The sequence below is a fragment of the Clostridium sp. CAG:43 genome (genome assembly GCF_000434655.1).
Classification (GTDB): Bacteria; Bacillota; Clostridia; order Lachnospirales; family Lachnospiraceae; genus Otoolea; species Otoolea fessa.
This window is the reverse complement of sequence record NZ_FR895117.1, coordinates 39,868-55,475: the sequence shown is the minus strand read 5'-3', so window position 1 is coordinate 55,475 and position 15,608 is coordinate 39,868. Positions and strand designations below refer to the sequence as shown.

The 15,608-nt window shown below is 49.8% G+C and carries 17 protein-coding genes; all 17 read left to right on the top strand.

The window, feature by feature from the left end:
* The first annotated feature begins 275 nt into the window (after positions 1-275).
* The 17 genes from rho to QVO97_RS12190 all read left to right on the top strand — a co-directional run bounded on the left by rho (position 276) and on the right by QVO97_RS12190 (position 15,401).
* Positions 276-2,087 (top strand): transcription termination factor Rho, encoded by a 1,812-nt coding sequence (rho, locus tag QVO97_RS12270; RefSeq protein ID WP_022360608.1) that lies wholly within the window; start codon positions 276-278, stop codon positions 2,085-2,087.
* A 315-nt stretch (positions 2,088-2,402) separates the two neighbouring features.
* Positions 2,403-2,612, top strand: a complete 210-nt coding sequence (gene rpmE / locus QVO97_RS12265) for a 50S ribosomal protein L31 (RefSeq protein WP_022360607.1) — start codon at positions 2,403-2,405, stop codon at positions 2,610-2,612.
* An 86-nt stretch (positions 2,613-2,698) separates the two neighbouring features.
* Positions 2,699-3,655: a DUF1385 domain-containing protein gene (locus QVO97_RS12260; RefSeq protein ID WP_022360606.1), complete on the top strand. Its 957-nt coding sequence runs from the start codon at positions 2,699-2,701 to the stop codon at positions 3,653-3,655.
* A 32-nt stretch (positions 3,656-3,687) separates the two neighbouring features.
* Entirely contained in the window at positions 3,688-4,686 is a 999-nt protein-coding gene (locus tag QVO97_RS12255; RefSeq protein WP_022360605.1) for a N5-glutamine methyltransferase family protein, read from the top strand.
* 18 nt (positions 4,687-4,704) lie between these two features.
* Positions 4,705-5,781, top strand: a complete 1,077-nt coding sequence (gene prfA, locus QVO97_RS12250; protein WP_022360604.1) for a peptide chain release factor 1 — start codon at positions 4,705-4,707, stop codon at positions 5,779-5,781.
* A 31-nt stretch (positions 5,782-5,812) separates the two neighbouring features.
* Positions 5,813-6,301, top strand: a complete 489-nt coding sequence (locus QVO97_RS12245) for a deoxycytidylate deaminase (RefSeq protein ID WP_022360603.1) — start codon at positions 5,813-5,815, stop codon at positions 6,299-6,301.
* Positions 6,270-7,049 carry a class B sortase gene (locus QVO97_RS12240; RefSeq protein ID WP_022360602.1) on the top strand — a complete coding sequence of 260 codons (780 nt, stop codon included), beginning with the start codon at positions 6,270-6,272 and terminating at the stop codon, positions 7,047-7,049. The genes QVO97_RS12245 and QVO97_RS12240 overlap by 32 nt, the downstream gene beginning before the upstream one ends.
* A 288-nt stretch (positions 7,050-7,337) precedes the next feature.
* The gene (gene rfbA, locus QVO97_RS12235) at positions 7,338-8,231 is read left to right on the top strand and encodes a glucose-1-phosphate thymidylyltransferase RfbA (protein WP_022360600.1); all 894 of its coding nucleotides are present in this window, start codon (positions 7,338-7,340) and stop codon (positions 8,229-8,231) included.
* A gap of 14 nt (positions 8,232-8,245) precedes the next feature.
* Positions 8,246-9,268 (top strand): dTDP-glucose 4,6-dehydratase, encoded by a 1,023-nt coding sequence (gene rfbB, locus QVO97_RS12230; RefSeq protein ID WP_022360599.1) that lies wholly within the window; start codon positions 8,246-8,248, stop codon positions 9,266-9,268.
* Positions 9,268-10,122, top strand: coding sequence for a dTDP-4-dehydrorhamnose reductase (gene rfbD, locus QVO97_RS12225; protein WP_022360598.1), 855 nt, complete (start codon positions 9,268-9,270; stop codon positions 10,120-10,122). The genes rfbB and rfbD overlap by 1 nt, the downstream gene beginning before the upstream one ends.
* A gap of 179 nt (positions 10,123-10,301) precedes the next feature.
* Entirely contained in the window at positions 10,302-11,654 is a 1,353-nt protein-coding gene (gene glmM / locus QVO97_RS12220) for a phosphoglucosamine mutase (RefSeq protein ID WP_022360597.1), read from the top strand.
* A 3-nt stretch (positions 11,655-11,657) separates the two neighbouring features.
* Positions 11,658-12,161: a transcription elongation factor GreA gene (greA, locus tag QVO97_RS12215; RefSeq protein WP_022360596.1), complete on the top strand. Its 504-nt coding sequence runs from the start codon at positions 11,658-11,660 to the stop codon at positions 12,159-12,161.
* Positions 12,162-12,190: 29 nt separating this feature from the next.
* Positions 12,191-12,703: a nitroreductase family protein gene (locus QVO97_RS12210; RefSeq protein ID WP_022360595.1), complete on the top strand. Its 513-nt coding sequence runs from the start codon at positions 12,191-12,193 to the stop codon at positions 12,701-12,703.
* A 435-nt stretch (positions 12,704-13,138) separates the two neighbouring features.
* On the top strand, positions 13,139-13,537 hold the full coding sequence (locus QVO97_RS12205; protein ID WP_022360594.1) for a zinc ribbon domain-containing protein: 399 nt from the start codon (positions 13,139-13,141) through the stop codon (positions 13,535-13,537).
* A gap of 121 nt (positions 13,538-13,658) precedes the next feature.
* Positions 13,659-14,048, top strand: coding sequence for a thioesterase family protein (locus QVO97_RS12200; protein ID WP_022360593.1), 390 nt, complete (start codon positions 13,659-13,661; stop codon positions 14,046-14,048).
* Between the two features lie 262 nt (positions 14,049-14,310).
* Positions 14,311-15,027, top strand: a complete 717-nt coding sequence (locus tag QVO97_RS12195; protein WP_118522228.1) for an MBL fold metallo-hydrolase — start codon at positions 14,311-14,313, stop codon at positions 15,025-15,027.
* Positions 15,024-15,401, top strand: coding sequence for a VOC family protein (locus QVO97_RS12190; protein ID WP_022360591.1), 378 nt, complete (start codon positions 15,024-15,026; stop codon positions 15,399-15,401). The genes QVO97_RS12195 and QVO97_RS12190 overlap by 4 nt, the downstream gene beginning before the upstream one ends.
* Positions 15,402-15,608: the final 207 nt, after the last annotated feature.

The following is a 15,608-nucleotide window of genomic DNA, read 5'->3' as shown; positions in this document are numbered from 1 at the left end:
AAATTCCTACCTGTGAACAGTTACTATGTTCCTGAATTGATATGTATGAAGAAAATGTTTACTTGAATTTTTATGAAAACCGTTTATAATAAAACCAAGGTGGCTGCAGGATAAAGAGCAGTCACAGCATAAAAGGCTATGTTAAAAAGGTATGCCGGGCAGGTATCTGCCTGTCCGGTTTCGTGTAAGTACCTGGAAGACATCCACACGTTTCTTATTTCTGATTTTTGAATCCCAGAGAATATGACACAATTAAACAGGGTAAGGAGAATTATATGAGAGAAAAATTAAAGACACTCCCTCTGGTGCAGCTTCGGGAAATGGCGAAGGCACAGGGGTTAAAGGGGATCAGCACCCTGAAAAAGGCGGAGATCATAGACAGGCTGTGCGAACTTGAGAAGCCGGCGGAAGGGGGACAGAAAGAAGAAACGCCCCAGGCTTCTGTCAGTGAGCATCCGGCTGGATCGGCGGAACCGGCAGAGAGAACGGAAATGCACGTGCAGCCGCGCAGAACTGATGCAGGGCAGAATACATCGGCACAGACGTATTCGCAGCCGCGGAGATCTGCCAACGGAGAACGGGCTGCGGGAGGGCAGAATTTCAGCTATGAGCGCCGCAGCGAAGGCGGATACCGCCGGAATGAATACGGCTCCTATACACGCCGTGAGAATAATAATACCCGTTATCAGGATAACCGCAGACGCGAGTACACGCAGCGAGAGGGGTATCAGAGAAATTCCTATGTGCCGCGTAACAATTATAATGAAGCGATGAGCGCAAGAACCGAGTATAGCCAGCCGGAACATACCGCACCGGCACCGCAGATGGCAGAAGCAGCCTCCGAGTACAGTCAGCCGGAACGTACCACGCCGGTGCAGCAGATGGAAAGCACCCGTACCGAGGTGGAAAATGCACGCATGGAGGATCTGAAAAATGAATTTCAGGAGCTGGACAGCGGCATCGAGGCGAACGGAATCCTGGAGGTTATGCCGGATGGATTTGGATTTATCCGTTGTGAAAACTTCCTGCCGGGTGAAAATGACGTCTATGTGGCGCCGTCCCAGATCCGCCGTTTTAATCTGAAAACTGGTGATATCGTGCGCGGAAGCCGTCGTGTGAAGTTGGCGACGGAGAAATTTGCCGCATTATTATATATTAATTCGGTCAATGGATACCCGACCAGCGTGGTGGAAAAACGCCCGAATTTTGAAAATCTGACGCCAATTTTCCCAAATGAACGTCTGCACCTGGAATATCCGGGGGTTAAGACTTCCATGGCGATGCGCGTGATGGATCTGCTGTCCCCGATCGGAAAAGGACAGCGAGGCATGATCGTATCCCCGCCAAAAGCCGGAAAGACCACCCTGTTAAAGCAGGTGGCGACGACCATCACAAAGAACCATCCAGAAATGCACCTGATCATCCTTCTGATCGATGAGCGTCCGGAGGAGGTGACAGATATCCGTGAGACGGTAACGGGAGAAAATGTCGAGGTCATCTATTCGACGTTTGACGAGCTGCCGGAGCGTCATAAACGTGTGTCGGAGATGGTAGTAGAACGGGCGAAGCGCCTTGTCGAGCACGGAAGGGACGTTATGATTCTTTTAGACAGTATCACCCGTCTGGCAAGGGCTTACAACCTGGTGGTTCCGCCGAGTGGACGAACTCTTTCAGGTGGTTTGGATCCGGCGGCGCTGCATATGCCGAAGCGCTTCTTCGGTGCGGCGAGAAATATACGCGAGGGCGGCAGCCTGACGATTCTGGCGACCGCGCTGATTGAGACGGGCAGCCGTATGGACGATGTTATTTACGAGGAATTTAAGGGAACCGGCAACATGGAGCTGGTGCTTGACCGCAAACTTTCCGAGAAGCGCATCTTCCCGGCGATCGATATCCTGCGTTCCGGTACGCGAAGAGATGATCTGCTTCTTTCGTCCGCCGAGGCGGAAGCGGTCGATATCGTCCACAAGGCGACCAACACGCAGAAACCGGAGGATACCGTCGAGCGAATTCTGGATCTGTTTGCCAAGACGAAGAACAATACGGAATTTGTGGAGATCACGCGGAAAAAGGGGTCATTTTACTAAAAATCATGTTTCATCAATAGCGCATCTGTGAGGACTTTCTTCCAGGCAGGAAAACAGGACTGTAAGAAGAAAAATAGTATTGAAAAATAGATAAAATTGCTTGCTAAAAAGTACACACCATGATATAATTATAAGGCTGTATTAACAGACGGTAGTTCTGACATCTGCGTGAGTCGTCCTTACGAGTGGAAGGAACGCTTAAATGATGGAATAGCGTGCCTGGATGTGCGGAGCTTTATATAGAGCCGTTTTAAGACGGCTTGCAACTAAAAAGCGGTCGGAAATCGCAATGAAAAATTCAGAGAGGTGAAAGAAATGAGAGAAGGAATCCATCCAGCCTATTATCAGGCAAAAGTAGTTTGCAACTGTGGTAACGAGTTCGTAACTGGTTCTACCAAGAAAGACATCCACGTAGAGGTTTGCTCCAAGTGCCATTCATTCTACACAGGCCAGCAGAAAGCAGCCGCTGCCCGCGGACGTATCGATAAGTTCAACCGCAAGTACGGCATCAACGCAGGCAAATAAGTTTGAACCATGTAAAGGTTGGGTTTTAGTGGCGACATTAAACTCAGCCTTTTTGTTTTCTTCTTTTTTTATTTTGAAAGGACAGCATGAAGTATTCAGGAATTGGCGGTCAGGCGGTAATTGAAGGAATCATGATGATGAAAGGCGAGGACTATGCAGTGGCAGTCCGCCGGCCTGACAAAGAGATAGAAGTAAAAAAAGACACATACCAGAGTATCACGAAAAAAGCGAAGATTTTACAGCTTCCGTTTGTACGCGGCGTGTTCCGGTTTGCAGATTCGATGATCATCGGTATGCGGAGTCTGACGTATTCCGCCAGCTTTTTTGAAGATGACGAGGATGCAGAGCCGGGAAAATTCGAACAGTTTTTAGACCGCGTGTTCGGCGAGAAGCTGGAGAGTGCGATCATGGCAGCTGTTCTGGTAATTTCGTTTATCCTGGCAATTGGTATTTTTATGCTCCTGCCGCTGGGGATTGCGAACCTGTTTAAGGGAGTTATCACATCGGATCATCTGATGGCAGTGCTGGAAGGTGTGATCCGGATCGCGATTTTTATTATCTATATTAAACTCGTTTCGCGGATGGAGGACATCCGGCGGACCTTTATGTACCACGGGGCGGAGCACAAGTGCATCAACTGTGTGGAACACGGACATCCGCTGACGGTAAAATATGTGCGCGAGAGCTCGAAGGAGCACAAGCGCTGTGGTACCAGTTTCATATTGATTGTCATGGTGATCAGTATTCTGATGTTTATGGTGATCCGGGTCGATACGATCTGGATGCGGATTCTGAGCCGTATTATTTTGGTTCCGGTCATTGCAGGTATATCATATGAGGTATTGCAGTGCGCCGGACGGAGCAATTCGAAGTTTATGGATCTGGTGAGCCGTCCGGGTATGTGGATGCAGGGTCTGACGACGAAGGAGCCGGATGACTCGATGATTGAGGTGGCGATCGCGGCGACCGAGGCAGTTTTTGACTGGAGAGAATACCTGACGGAGAATTTCCCAGGCTGGGAAAAGCAGCTGGAAGAGTCATAAATAGAACACGGTACGACAGAGGGGATGAGTCGATGAGCGAGGAAAACGGAAGAACAGACCTGACCTGGAGAGAGCTGTTGGATGAGGGCGGCGCGCGCTTAAGTGAGGCGGGTGTGCAGGACGCAGGGACGGATGCCTGGTATCTGATGGAAGCGGCGTTCGGGATTGACCGGGTGCATTATTATCTGGATCAGAACCGTCCGATCCATGCAGAACGCCTGGAAAAGGGCTATGGGCGCTATCAGGAAATGCTTCAGAAACGGGCAGAGCGCATTCCACTGCAGCAGATTCTGGGAATGCAGGATTTTATGGGAATGACATTTTCTGTCGATGAAAATGTCCTGATTCCGCGCCAGGATACGGAGACGTTAGTTGAGCGGGTTCTTCGGGATTACCCGGAAAAGGATCTGAAACTTTTGGATATGTGTACCGGATCCGGCTGTATCGCGATCAGCCTTGCCGTGCTTGGCGGCTACCAGAACGTGACGGCGGTGGATATTTCCGAGGCGGCGCTGCGCGTGGCAAAGAAAAATGCGAGACGTCTCTTTTTGATTCAGAAGGGAACTGCGCGGTCAGAATCGTTTCAGGTATCGGAGGATCCGTGGTGCATCCGCCTGAAAACGTGGCTGGCAAAGGGACCGCGCCTGCAGGCAGAGATCGAGGAACACAGCCTGACACTTTTGCAGAGCAATCTGTTTCAGGCGGTGGAGGCGGATGTCATGTACGATGTGATTGTGTCGAATCCGCCGTATATCCCATCGGCGGTGATCGACGGTCTGGAACCGGAGGTACGCGACCATGAGCCACGGCTGGCGCTGGACGGCAGCGAGGACGGTCTGTATTTTTACCGGGTTCTGGCGCTGGAGTGCAGCAAACATCTGAACAAGGGCGGCTGCGTATATTTTGAGATAGGATATGACCAGGCGGAGGCGGTCAGCCGGATACTGACCATCGCCGGGTATCGGGAGATAGAAGTGATAAAGGATGAGCCGGGGCTGGATCGCGTGGTAAAGGCACGGTGGAACCGTTAGACGATAGAGGAGGATATCATGTTTGACAGATTGGATGATTTGCTGATCCGTTATGAAGAGCTGATGGAAGAGCTCGGCAGCCCGGAAGTGGCAAGCGATACAAATCGTTTCCGCAAGCTGATGAAGGAGCAGTCGGATCTGGCTCCGATTGTGGAGGCATATAAAGAGTATAAGAAGGCAAAACAGGACGTAGAGGACAGTCTGGCGCTTCTGGATGAGGAATCCGACGAGGAGATGCGCGAGATGGCGAAGGAAGAGTTAAATGCTGCGAAAAAGCGCATTGAAGAGCTGGAACAGGAATTAAAAATTCTGCTTCTTCCGAAGGATCCGAACGATGAAAAGAACGTTATCGTCGAGATCCGTGCAGGTGCAGGCGGCGATGAGGCGGCATTATTTGCGTCCGAACTGTACCGTATGTATGTGCGCTTTGCAGAGCGCAACCGCTGGAAAACTGAGCTTGTCAGCGTCAGTGAAAATGGAATCGGCGGCTTCAAGGAGGTCGTTTTCATGATTACCGGCCAGGGCGCTTACTCCAAGATGAAGTACGAGAGCGGTGTTCACCGCGTACAGCGTGTGCCGGAGACCGAGTCCGGCGGACGTATCCATACCTCGACCGCGACGGTTGCTGTGATGCCGGAGGCAGAGGATGTGGACGTTGTCATCGATGATAAAGATATCCGTATTGACGTTATGCGTGCGTCTGGAAACGGTGGACAGTGTGTCAACACGACTGACTCCGCGGTACGTCTGACCCATATTCCGACCGGTATCGTGATCTACAGCCAGACTGAGAAATCGCAGTTACAGAACAAGGAAAAGGCGTTCCGTCTTCTGCGTTCCAAGCTATATGATCTGGAGCTGGAGAAACGCCAGAACGAGGAAGCGGCAGAACGCCGCAGCCAGATCGGTACCGGTGACCGTTCCGAGAAGATCCGTACCTATAACTTCCCGCAGGGACGTGTGACCGAGCACCGCATCAAACTGACCTTGTATAAGATCGATTCGATCATGGACGGCGATCTGTATGAGATCATTGACAGCTTAATTGCAGCCGATCAGGCGGCGAAGCTGGCGAAGATGAATGAGGGCATCTAAAGAATTAGAGAAAACGGAAGGGGGATCCTATATGGAAAGAAGAGATAAAGTCAATTATTATTTGGATCTGGCGGAAATGGTTTCGCAGCGGAGTACCTGTCTGCGAAAGCACTACGGGGCAGTGATTGTGAATAACGATGAGGTTATCTCGACCGGCTATGTGGGCGCCCCGCGCGGACGGAAAAACTGTTCCGATATCGGTCGCTGCATCCGCGAGGAGCTTCATGTGCCGCGCGGCGAGCGGTACGAGTTGTGCCGCAGTGTCCATGCCGAGGCAAATGCCCTGATCAGTGCCTCCAGAGAGCGCATGATCGGCGCGTCGCTGTATCTGACCGGTGTCGATGCGAGAACCGGCGGGTATGTGGAAAAATCGAGCTGCTGTTCGATGTGCAAGCGCATGGTAATCAATGCCGGAATTGAACATGTCTATATCCGTGATACGAAAAATGAGTACCGAAAAGTCGATGTAGAAGATTGGATCCGCGAAGATGAATCGCTGGAAGGAAAATTTGGGTACTAAGAAGCGCACAGGAGACGGCGCTGCCCGCTGGGCACGCCGCATCTTCTGTGCTTTTTTGATCGTGATTGGATGTCTGGTTCTGGCGGATGGTGTGGGGGATGCGGTTAGAAGGGCGGGAAACAGAGATTCACAATCTGAAGGAAATGTAGAGCAGAATTTATCTGGAAAATCTGATTCAGATGCGTCAGAGCCGATATGGCAGCCAGATTTCGCAGCCTTAAAATGTCAGAATGCCGACGTCATCGCCTGGATTCGCATTCCCGGTACTCACATCGACGAACCGATTGTCCAGACAACCGACAATGAATCGTACCGCAGCATCGGGCTGGATGGAAAACCGAATCCAGCCGGGACTGTCTTTCTGGACTGCGAGAGTGCACCGGATGCATCGGATTTTCATTCGATTTTTTACGGGCATCATATGAAGGACGGAAGCCGGTTTTCCGAGCTGATCCGCCTGAAAGACGAAGATTTCTTCCAGAAGCATCGGACGGCGTATCTCTATTTCCCAGATGGGAAAAGGCGGACACTCCGTCTGATTGCAGCGCTCACTGCAGGCAGTCAGGGGGAACGGCGTAGGACGGAATTTGCGGATCAGTCGGAGATGCATCCTTATATAGAAGAAATGACGGAGGGATGCCGGTTTCGCGAACTGCCAGACGAGGAGGTTTCCCACTTGTATTCCTTTGTGACGTGCAGTTATGAATTTGCGGATGCGCGGACGATTGTGTATGCAGTGGATGAATGATGCTTATGGATTGTACGTTACTGTTCACGCATACGTGCCCAGTAACGGAATTTGCCGTGGCTTCGCATTTAAATACGGCAAATTCCTGCTGCCACCACGTTTTCTTACGGCACTTTCGGTTCCAAAAGTGCCTACCCGTGAACAGTTACGATTGTACAATGCAAGAAAGAAGTGCAAAGCAAATAAATTTGCAAGCAGCAGGCAAATGTGGTATATTACTTATAGTGATGAGATCTGCCTTTTTTTAGAAAAGAGGCGTGAAAATAAAACATATGAGGAGAACAAGATATGAAGGGTATCGTTTTAGCAGGCGGTTCAGGCACACGCCTTTACCCGCTGACACGCGTAACTTCCAAACAGCTGCTTCCGATTTATGACAAACCGATGATTTACTATCCGATCTCCGTTCTGATGAATGCGGGAATCCGGGATATTCTGATTATTTCGACACCGGATGACACACCGCGTTTTAAGGAATTGTTGGGCGATGGACATCAGTTTGGTTTACATTTAAGCTATGCCGTGCAGCCAAGTCCGGATGGACTGGCACAGGCATTTATCATCGGCGAGGAGTTCATCGGGGATGATTCCGTAGCGATGATTCTGGGGGACAATATTTTCCAGGGTCAGGGACTTGTGAAACGCCTGCGTGCTGCCTCTGCCAAGAAAGAGGGCGCGACTGTATTCGGCTACTATGTCGATGATCCGGAGCGCTTCGGTATCGTAGAATTTGACGACCAGGGCAAGGCGATCTCCATCGAGGAGAAGCCGGAGAAACCGAAGTCCAATTACTGTGTAACGGGTCTGTATTTCTACGACAACCGGGTAGTAGAGTATGCGAAACAGTTAAAACCGTCTGCCAGAGGCGAGCTTGAGATCACCGATTTGAACCGCATCTATCTGGAAAATGGCGATCTGGATGTCATTCTTCTGGGACAGGGCTTTACCTGGCTCGATACCGGTACACATGAGTCCTTAGTTGAGGCAACCAATTTCGTTAAGACAGTAGAGACCCACCAGCATCGCAAGATCGCGTGCCTGGAGGAGATCGCGTACTTAAACGGCTGGATCAGCAAGGAAGAAGTGCTGGAGGCATACGAGGTATACAAGAAAAACCAGTATGGCAAATATCTGAAAGATGTACTGGATGGGAAATATGTTGATAAAATACATCAGAATTAAAAGGAGTTAAAACAATGAAGATTATCGTGACAGGCGGAGCCGGATTCATCGGCGGAAACTTCGTACACCATATGGTAAATAAATACCCGGAGTATCAGATCATCAATCTGGATCTTCTGACCTATGCGGGCAACTTAGAGACACTGAAACCGGTTGAAAACAAACCAAATTACAAATTTGTACACGGCGATATCGCAGACCGCGACTTTGTGTTTAAACTCTTCGAGGAAGAAAAGCCGGACATCGTAGTAAACTTTGCAGCAGAGAGCCATGTAGACCGTTCCATCACGGACCCGGAGGCATTTGTCCGTACCAATGTCATGGGAACGACCACCCTGCTGGATGCCTGCCGCACCTATGGAATTAAACGTTATCATCAGGTATCGACCGATGAAGTATACGGCGATCTGCCGTTAGACCGCCCGGATCTCTTCTTCACGGAGACGACCCCGCTTCATACCTCCAGCCCGTACTCTTCTTCCAAGGCGAGTGCGGATCTGTTTGTACTGGCATACCATAGAACTTACGGGCTTCCGGTGACAGTATCCCGCTGCTCCAATAACTACGGTCCATATCATTTCCCGGAGAAGCTGATTCCGCTGATGATCAGCCGTGCGCTGGCAGACGAGGAACTTCCGGTATACGGTGACGGCGCGAATGTCCGCGACTGGCTGCACGTATCCGATCATTGTGAGGCGATCGATCTGATTCTCCACAAGGGACGCGTCGGTGAGATTTACAACATCGGCGGACATAATGAGAGGACCAACCTGGAGGTTGTTAAAACCATCCTGAAAGCGCTGGACAAGCCGGAAAGCCTGATCCGTTACGTCAAGGATCGTCCGGGTCATGACCGCCGTTATGCGATCGATCCGACCAAGATCGAGACGGAGCTTGGCTGGAAGCCGAAATACAATTTTGATACCGGCATTCGTCAGACGATCGACTGGTATCTGAACAATCAGGACTGGTGGAAACACATTTTAAGCGGTGAGTACAGCCAGTACTTCGAAAAAATGTATGGAGATAGATTATAATGAGAGTATTAGTGACAGGCGTTAAAGGCCAGCTTGGCTATGACGTGATGAATGAGCTGAAAAAACAGGGTCTTACTGGCATCGGTGTGGATGTCGATGAGATGGATATTACCGATGCAGAGGCATGCCGCCGCGTGATCACCGAGGCAAAGCCGGATGCAGTGATCCACTGCGCTGCATATACTGCAGTAGACGCAGCGGAACAGAACATGGAACTCTGCCGTAAAGTAAATGCAGATGGAACGAGAAATATCGCGGAGGTCTGCAAAGGTCTGGACATCAAAATGATGTACATCAGCACCGATTATGTATTCAACGGTCAGGGCACCCGCCCGTGGGAGCCGGATGACCACCGGGAACCACTCAACGCCTACGGTCAGTCGAAGTATGAGGGCGAGCTGGCAGTCGAGGAGCTGGTAAAGAAGTTTTTCATCGTCCGTATCGCGTGGGTATTTGGCGTGAACGGCAAGAACTTCATCAAGACGATGCTGCGCGTAGGCAAAGAGCGCGGGGCAGTCAGTGTTGTGGATGATCAGATCGGTTCCCCGACTTACACATACGATCTGGCGCGTCTGCTGGTGGATATGATTCAGAGTGATAAATATGGTCGTTACCATGCGACGAATGAGGGACTTTGCAGCTGGTATGACTTTGCAGTTGAGATCTTTAAGCAGGCGGGCATGGACGTCAAGGTGACGCCGGTCAGCACTGCCGAGTATACAGCTGCTTATCCGGGTCAGGCAAAACGCCCGATGAACAGCCGGATCAGCAAAGAAAAACTTTCGGACAACGGATTTGAGCGCCTTCCGTCCTGGCAGGATGCGGTAGGTCGCTATCTGAAAGAAATTCAGTAAAAAATGTGCAATCAGACATAGAAAGCAGCAGCGGCAGAAAGTGTGAAGCGCCGTTGGCTGCAGGATTTTCTTCAGGTTGGAATCAAAATCGTAGAAGGTCATGTATGTTAGTGGGGTATTTCCATAAATGTACATGACCTTTGGACTCTGTATTTGATGATGTAGGAGGAACTCTCAAAATGGGTAAATATTTTGGAACAGACGGATTCCGCGGCGAGGCAAATGTGACGCTGACCGTGGAGGATGCCTATAAAGTAGGTCGTTTCCTGGGCTGGTACTATGGACAGAAGACGAAGGCTGATCGCTGCCGGATTGTGATCGGCAAGGATACGAGACGCAGCAGCTATATGTTTGAGTATTCGCTGGTATCGGGACTGACCGCTTCCGGCGCAGATGTCTATCTGCTTCACGTGACAACCACTCCGAGTGTATCGTATGTTGTACGCACCGAGGAGTTTGACTGCGGTATCATGATCTCCGCGAGCCACAATCCATACTATGACAACGGAATCAAGGTCATCAACGGACGCGGCGAGAAACTGGAGGAGGAGACGATCGAGAAGATTGAGTCGTATCTGGATGGCGAGATGGGCGAGATTCCATTTGCCAAGCGCGATGCAATCGGACGCACCGTTGACTATGCGGCGGGACGCAACCGCTATATCGGTTATCTGATTTCCCTTGCAACACGGTCTTTCAAAAATATGCGGGTAGGTCTGGACTGTGCAAACGGAAGCGCTTCCGCGATTGCGAAAAACGTATTCGATGCACTGGGCGCGGAGACGCACGTCATCAACAACACGCCGGACGGTCTGAATATCAATACAAATTGCGGTTCCACCCACATCGAGGGACTGCAGAAATACGTGGTTGAAAATCATCTGGACGTTGGATTCGCTTATGATGGAGATGCGGACCGCTGCCTGGCAGTGGACAGTGAAGGCAAGCTGGTGGATGGCGACAAGATCCTCTATGTATGCGGAAAATACATGAAAGAACAGGGCACGCTGGTCAACAATACAGTTGTCACCACGGTTATGTCAAACTTCGGTCTTTACAAGGCATTTGAGCGCGATGGTATTTCCTATGAGAAGACGGCAGTTGGCGATAAGTATGTCTATGAAAATATGTCCCAGAACGGTCACTGCCTGGGAGGCGAGCAGTCGGGCCATATCATTTTCAGCAAGCACGCGACGACCGGAGATGGCATTTTAACATCATTAAAGCTGATGGAAGTGATTCTGGAGAAGAAAGAAACACTTGCAAAGCTGGCTGATGAGGTGCAGATTTATCCTCAGGTTCTGAAAAATGTCAGAGTCAAGGATAAAGAGGCGGCGCAGGCAGACCGCGACGTGCAGGCGGAGGTTCAGAAGGTATCGGATGCGTTGGGCGATACCGGTCGAATCTTAGTTCGTCCGAGTGGTACGGAGCCGCTGATCCGCGTGATGGTCGAGGCACCGACGGATGAAATCTGCGGAAAATATGTAGCACAGGTTGTAGAAATGATAGAAAAAAAGGGACTGGCAGAGTAAGACATGAGAGAGCAGCTGACAGAAAGTGATGTAAAGAAGATTCAGGAAGAGATCGACCATCGGAAGCTGGTGGTCCGCAAAGAGGCGATCGAGGCGGTCAAGGAGGCGCGCGCACAGGGTGACTTGAGCGAAAACTTCGAATATTATGCTGCTAAGAAGGATAAGAACCGGAATGAAAGCCGTATTCGCTATCTGGAAAATATGCTGAAGCACGCTAAGATCGTATCGGAAGAATCCCGCCCGGATGAGGTCGGAATGAATGATACGGTTACTCTGTATTTTGAGGATGACGACGAGGAAGAAGTATACCGTCTGGTAACGAGCATCCGGGGCAATTCCCTGGAAAACCGGATCAGCATCGAGTCGCCGCTCGGAAAAGCGATCGAAGGACACCATGTGGGTGATCAGGTGGAAGTGAAGGTCAACGATAAGAGCAGCTATGTGGTGGAGATCCGGAAGATCGAGAAAACGGGAGAAGAGGATTCGGATCGGATTCGTAGTTATTAGTTGCAATACAAAGGAGAGTTTTGATTACTATGAAATTTGAAGAATTATGTGATGCACGTTATTCACTTCGTAAATTTGACAGCCGCCCGGTTGAGGCGGAAAAATTACAGAAAGTGCTGGAGGCAGGACGCAAAGCCCCGACGGCACATAACTTACAGCCACAGCGCTTTTTCGTGATGCAGACTGAGGAGGCTCTGGCGAAAGCGGATGCATGTACGGCGTGTCATTTTCATTCGCCGGTTGTGATTGTAGCAGCCTATGATCCAGAGATTTCCTGGAAAAGGGAAGAGGACGGGAAAAACCATGGAGAGATCGATGTGACATTGGCGGTTTCCCAGATGATGCTGCAGGCAGCAGAACTGGGACTGGGAACAACGTATGTTGGTATGTTTAATCCAGAAAAATTGCTGGAGCAGTTCCCAGAGATGAAGGGCTTACAGCCGACGGCCTATCTGCCGCTTGGATATCCGGCAGAGACAGCTCATCCGTCCAGGCTGCATGCAGATCGCAAGCCGCTAGAAGAGCTGGCAGTATTTCTGTAAAATATAGACAATCCGTAACTGTTCAGTACCTTCACAGTCACGCGCAAAAATCCATTAAAAAATGCCTGCGGCAATGGGATTTTTGCCTGCTGGTCCATGTTTTCGTACGGTCAGCGCAGTAAATGCGCAGACCTACTGAACAGTTACGACAATCCTTTATTTAGAAACGCATCAGAATTGCATTAGAGCGTAAAAAAATCTTGCGAAAGACGCGCTACTTAGGTATGATGTATATATGTGCGCACTCGCGCGAAGAGGAACGCAGTAAATGCGCAGACCTACTGAACAGTTACGACAATCCTTTATTTACCATAATCCTTAATCGATACAGTCTGTTTCCTGAAAAGCTGGGAGGCAGAAACGTCGCAAGCGACCGCGCTCGGCGCGAGAATGTGCCAGAGCACATTCTTTGTTCTATGGCAGGAGGGGAGACGGATGTTTTTTATCGGTGGCATCAGTTCCGGCGTGAAGCCGCTGGAGTACCTGAAAACAGTGATCTGCGGGCGCTGCGGCGCTTATGGGCGGTATCAGGTGTACATGACCTATATGTATTTTAGTTTCTTTTTTATCCCGATTTTTAAATGGAACCGGCGCTTTTTCGTAGAAATGTCGTGCTGCGGTGCGGTCTATGAGCTGGATCCGGAGGTGGGAAAGAGGCTGCTTCGGGGCGAGGAGGTCGAGATCACGGAAAGCGATCTGACACTTCGGCAGGATGGAAATGGAAATCCGTGGACGGGAAGTGATGCATCACACCGTCATAAGGTCTGTCCGTCCTGTGGATTTGAGACGGATGAGGATTTTTCGTACTGTCCAAAGTGCGGCAAACCGCTGTAAGGCGGGGAAATGCAGACGGATACTGCTAAAAGAGTGATGGCGGCTGTGGAAGCAAGGGACGGTTACAAAAATTTGATACAGCGCAGATTTTGGCGCAAAAAAAGAAAGAGAGGCAGACAATATGTTAGAAGCTGGTATCAAGGGAAGACAGGAAGTTATGGTTACGGATGAAAATTCCGCAGCAGCAGTGGGAAGCGGTCTGTTACCGGTGTTTGCAACTCCGGCGATGGTTGCATTGATGGAGAAAACCGCGTGGATGAGCGTGGCTCCGTACTTAAACGACGGTGAGGGAACCGTTGGTACAAAGCTGGAAATTGCCCATAATGCAGCGACCCCGGTCGGCATGCAGGTTTGGTGCGAGAGTGAGCTGGTAGAAGTAGACGGCAGACGTCTCGTATTTAAGGTAGAGGCATTTGACGCGAAAGGTTCCATCGGCGGCGGCACACATGAGCGTTTCATCATCAAAAATGAGAAATTCTTAGCAAAAGCACAGAGCAAGAAAGAAAATTAAAGGTTGCGAAGAGAGCACAGCCGGCTGAAAGCGCTGCGAGTATCGTATGCGGGATACTTTTGGCTGGCTGTTGTTTCGTGTAATAGGAAATTCCTTGATTTATGTAATAGGAAATTCCTTGGAATTCCCTATTACACAAAAAGGCACTAACGTGCCAATGATGCGCACTCGCGCGAAGCAGAAACATGTCGCAAGCGACCGCGCTCGGCGCGAGAATGTGCCAAGGCACATTCTTTTTCATTATAGAAGGGAATTAATTCGTTTGAAAATCACATATATTCATCACAGCTCGTTTTCAGTTGAGCTTGAAAATGCCGTGATTCTGTTTGATTATTTTAAGGGAACTCTCCCGGAGTTTCCGGCAGGGAAGCCCCTCTTTATCTTTGCGAGCCATTTCCATGCCGATCATTATGCTCCGGTAATCTTTCAGCTGGGAGAGAAACGGGAAAATGTTTTTTATATTCTCTCAAAAGAGATTGGGAAAAAGATACCAGAGGAATATCGTAAACGATATAAAGACAGGATACGGCTGGTAAAGGCAGGAGAAAGATTTTGCCTGAATATTTCTGAAGAAAGCCTTATCGTCGAGACGTTCCATTCCACCGACGAAGGCGTCGCCTTCTGGCTCTCCTGCGAAGGAAAGGAGATTTATCACGCCGGTGACTTAAATAACTGGTGGTGGGAAGGCGAAGATATGGCATGGAACCGGAATATGGCGGCTTCTTATAAACAGGAGATGAAAAAGCTTTCCGGGCGCACGGCGGATCTGGCATTTATCCCGGTCGATCCGAGGCAGGAACAGTGGTTTTATCTGGGCGCTGCCGGTTTTATGGAGCAGGCGGACACAAAATGGATTTTCCCGATGCATTTCTGGGAAGATTATACGATTATACCAAAATTAATCGAACATCCATCCAGTGAAGGCTGGCGGGATCGGATTGTAGAGATTCACAAGGAAGGAGAGGAGTTTATCCGATGAAATTTACATTTGCACACAACAATTTCAATGTCATCGATCTGGACAAGTCACTGAAATTTTATGAGGAAGCACTGGGACTTAAGGAGGTACGCCGCAAGGAGGCGGCAGACGGAAGCTTTATCCTTGTTTATCTGGGCGACGCCACGACCGGCTACCAGCTGGAGCTGACCTGGCTGCGCGACTGGGAGAAGGACTCCTACAACCTGGGCGACAATGAGTTCCATCTGGCATTTGAGACGGAAGACATGGAGGCGGCACATGCCAAACATAAGGAAATGGGATGCATCTGTTTTGAAAATCCGGCGATGGGTATTTATTTCATTAACGATCCGGATGGATACTGGCTGGAGATCGTGCCGGCAAAGAGAAGTTAAGGGCTGAGTTTGTCTGAAAAAATGTTTTGACGTAACTGTGAAGGTACTGAACAGTTACGTTTTAACATATGAGTTAAAAAGGGGTTAGAATGGTAAAAATAATTAAAAACGGCAGAGTCATCGATCCGGAGAGCAGATTCGACGGAAGGGCAGATTTGTGGATTGAAAATGGGAAAATCCAGAAAATCGTGAAAAAAGATACAAAAG

Excerpts from the sequence above, each read along its gene's own strand:
- rho (WP_022360608.1), top strand. The coding sequence starts at position 276 with ATGAGAGAAAAATTAAAGACACTCCCTCTGGTGCAGCTTCGGGAAATG.
- rpmE (WP_022360607.1), top strand. The coding sequence starts at position 2,403 with ATGAGAGAAGGAATCCATCCAGCCTATTATCAGGCAAAAGTAGTTTGC.
- QVO97_RS12260 (WP_022360606.1), top strand. The coding sequence starts at position 2,699 with ATGAAGTATTCAGGAATTGGCGGTCAGGCGGTAATTGAAGGAATCATG.
- QVO97_RS12255 (WP_022360605.1), top strand. The coding sequence starts at position 3,688 with ATGAGCGAGGAAAACGGAAGAACAGACCTGACCTGGAGAGAGCTGTTG.
- prfA (WP_022360604.1), top strand. The coding sequence starts at position 4,705 with ATGTTTGACAGATTGGATGATTTGCTGATCCGTTATGAAGAGCTGATG.
- QVO97_RS12245 (WP_022360603.1), top strand. The coding sequence starts at position 5,813 with ATGGAAAGAAGAGATAAAGTCAATTATTATTTGGATCTGGCGGAAATG.
- QVO97_RS12240 (WP_022360602.1), top strand. The coding sequence starts at position 6,270 with ATGAATCGCTGGAAGGAAAATTTGGGTACTAAGAAGCGCACAGGAGAC.
- rfbA (WP_022360600.1), top strand. The coding sequence starts at position 7,338 with ATGAAGGGTATCGTTTTAGCAGGCGGTTCAGGCACACGCCTTTACCCG.
- rfbB (WP_022360599.1), top strand. The coding sequence starts at position 8,246 with ATGAAGATTATCGTGACAGGCGGAGCCGGATTCATCGGCGGAAACTTC.
- rfbD (WP_022360598.1), top strand. The coding sequence starts at position 9,268 with ATGAGAGTATTAGTGACAGGCGTTAAAGGCCAGCTTGGCTATGACGTG.
- glmM (WP_022360597.1), top strand. The coding sequence starts at position 10,302 with ATGGGTAAATATTTTGGAACAGACGGATTCCGCGGCGAGGCAAATGTG.
- greA (WP_022360596.1), top strand. The coding sequence starts at position 11,658 with ATGAGAGAGCAGCTGACAGAAAGTGATGTAAAGAAGATTCAGGAAGAG.
- QVO97_RS12210 (WP_022360595.1), top strand. The coding sequence starts at position 12,191 with ATGAAATTTGAAGAATTATGTGATGCACGTTATTCACTTCGTAAATTT.
- QVO97_RS12205 (WP_022360594.1), top strand. The coding sequence starts at position 13,139 with ATGTTTTTTATCGGTGGCATCAGTTCCGGCGTGAAGCCGCTGGAGTAC.
- QVO97_RS12200 (WP_022360593.1), top strand. The coding sequence starts at position 13,659 with ATGTTAGAAGCTGGTATCAAGGGAAGACAGGAAGTTATGGTTACGGAT.
- QVO97_RS12190 (WP_022360591.1), top strand. The coding sequence starts at position 15,024 with ATGAAATTTACATTTGCACACAACAATTTCAATGTCATCGATCTGGAC.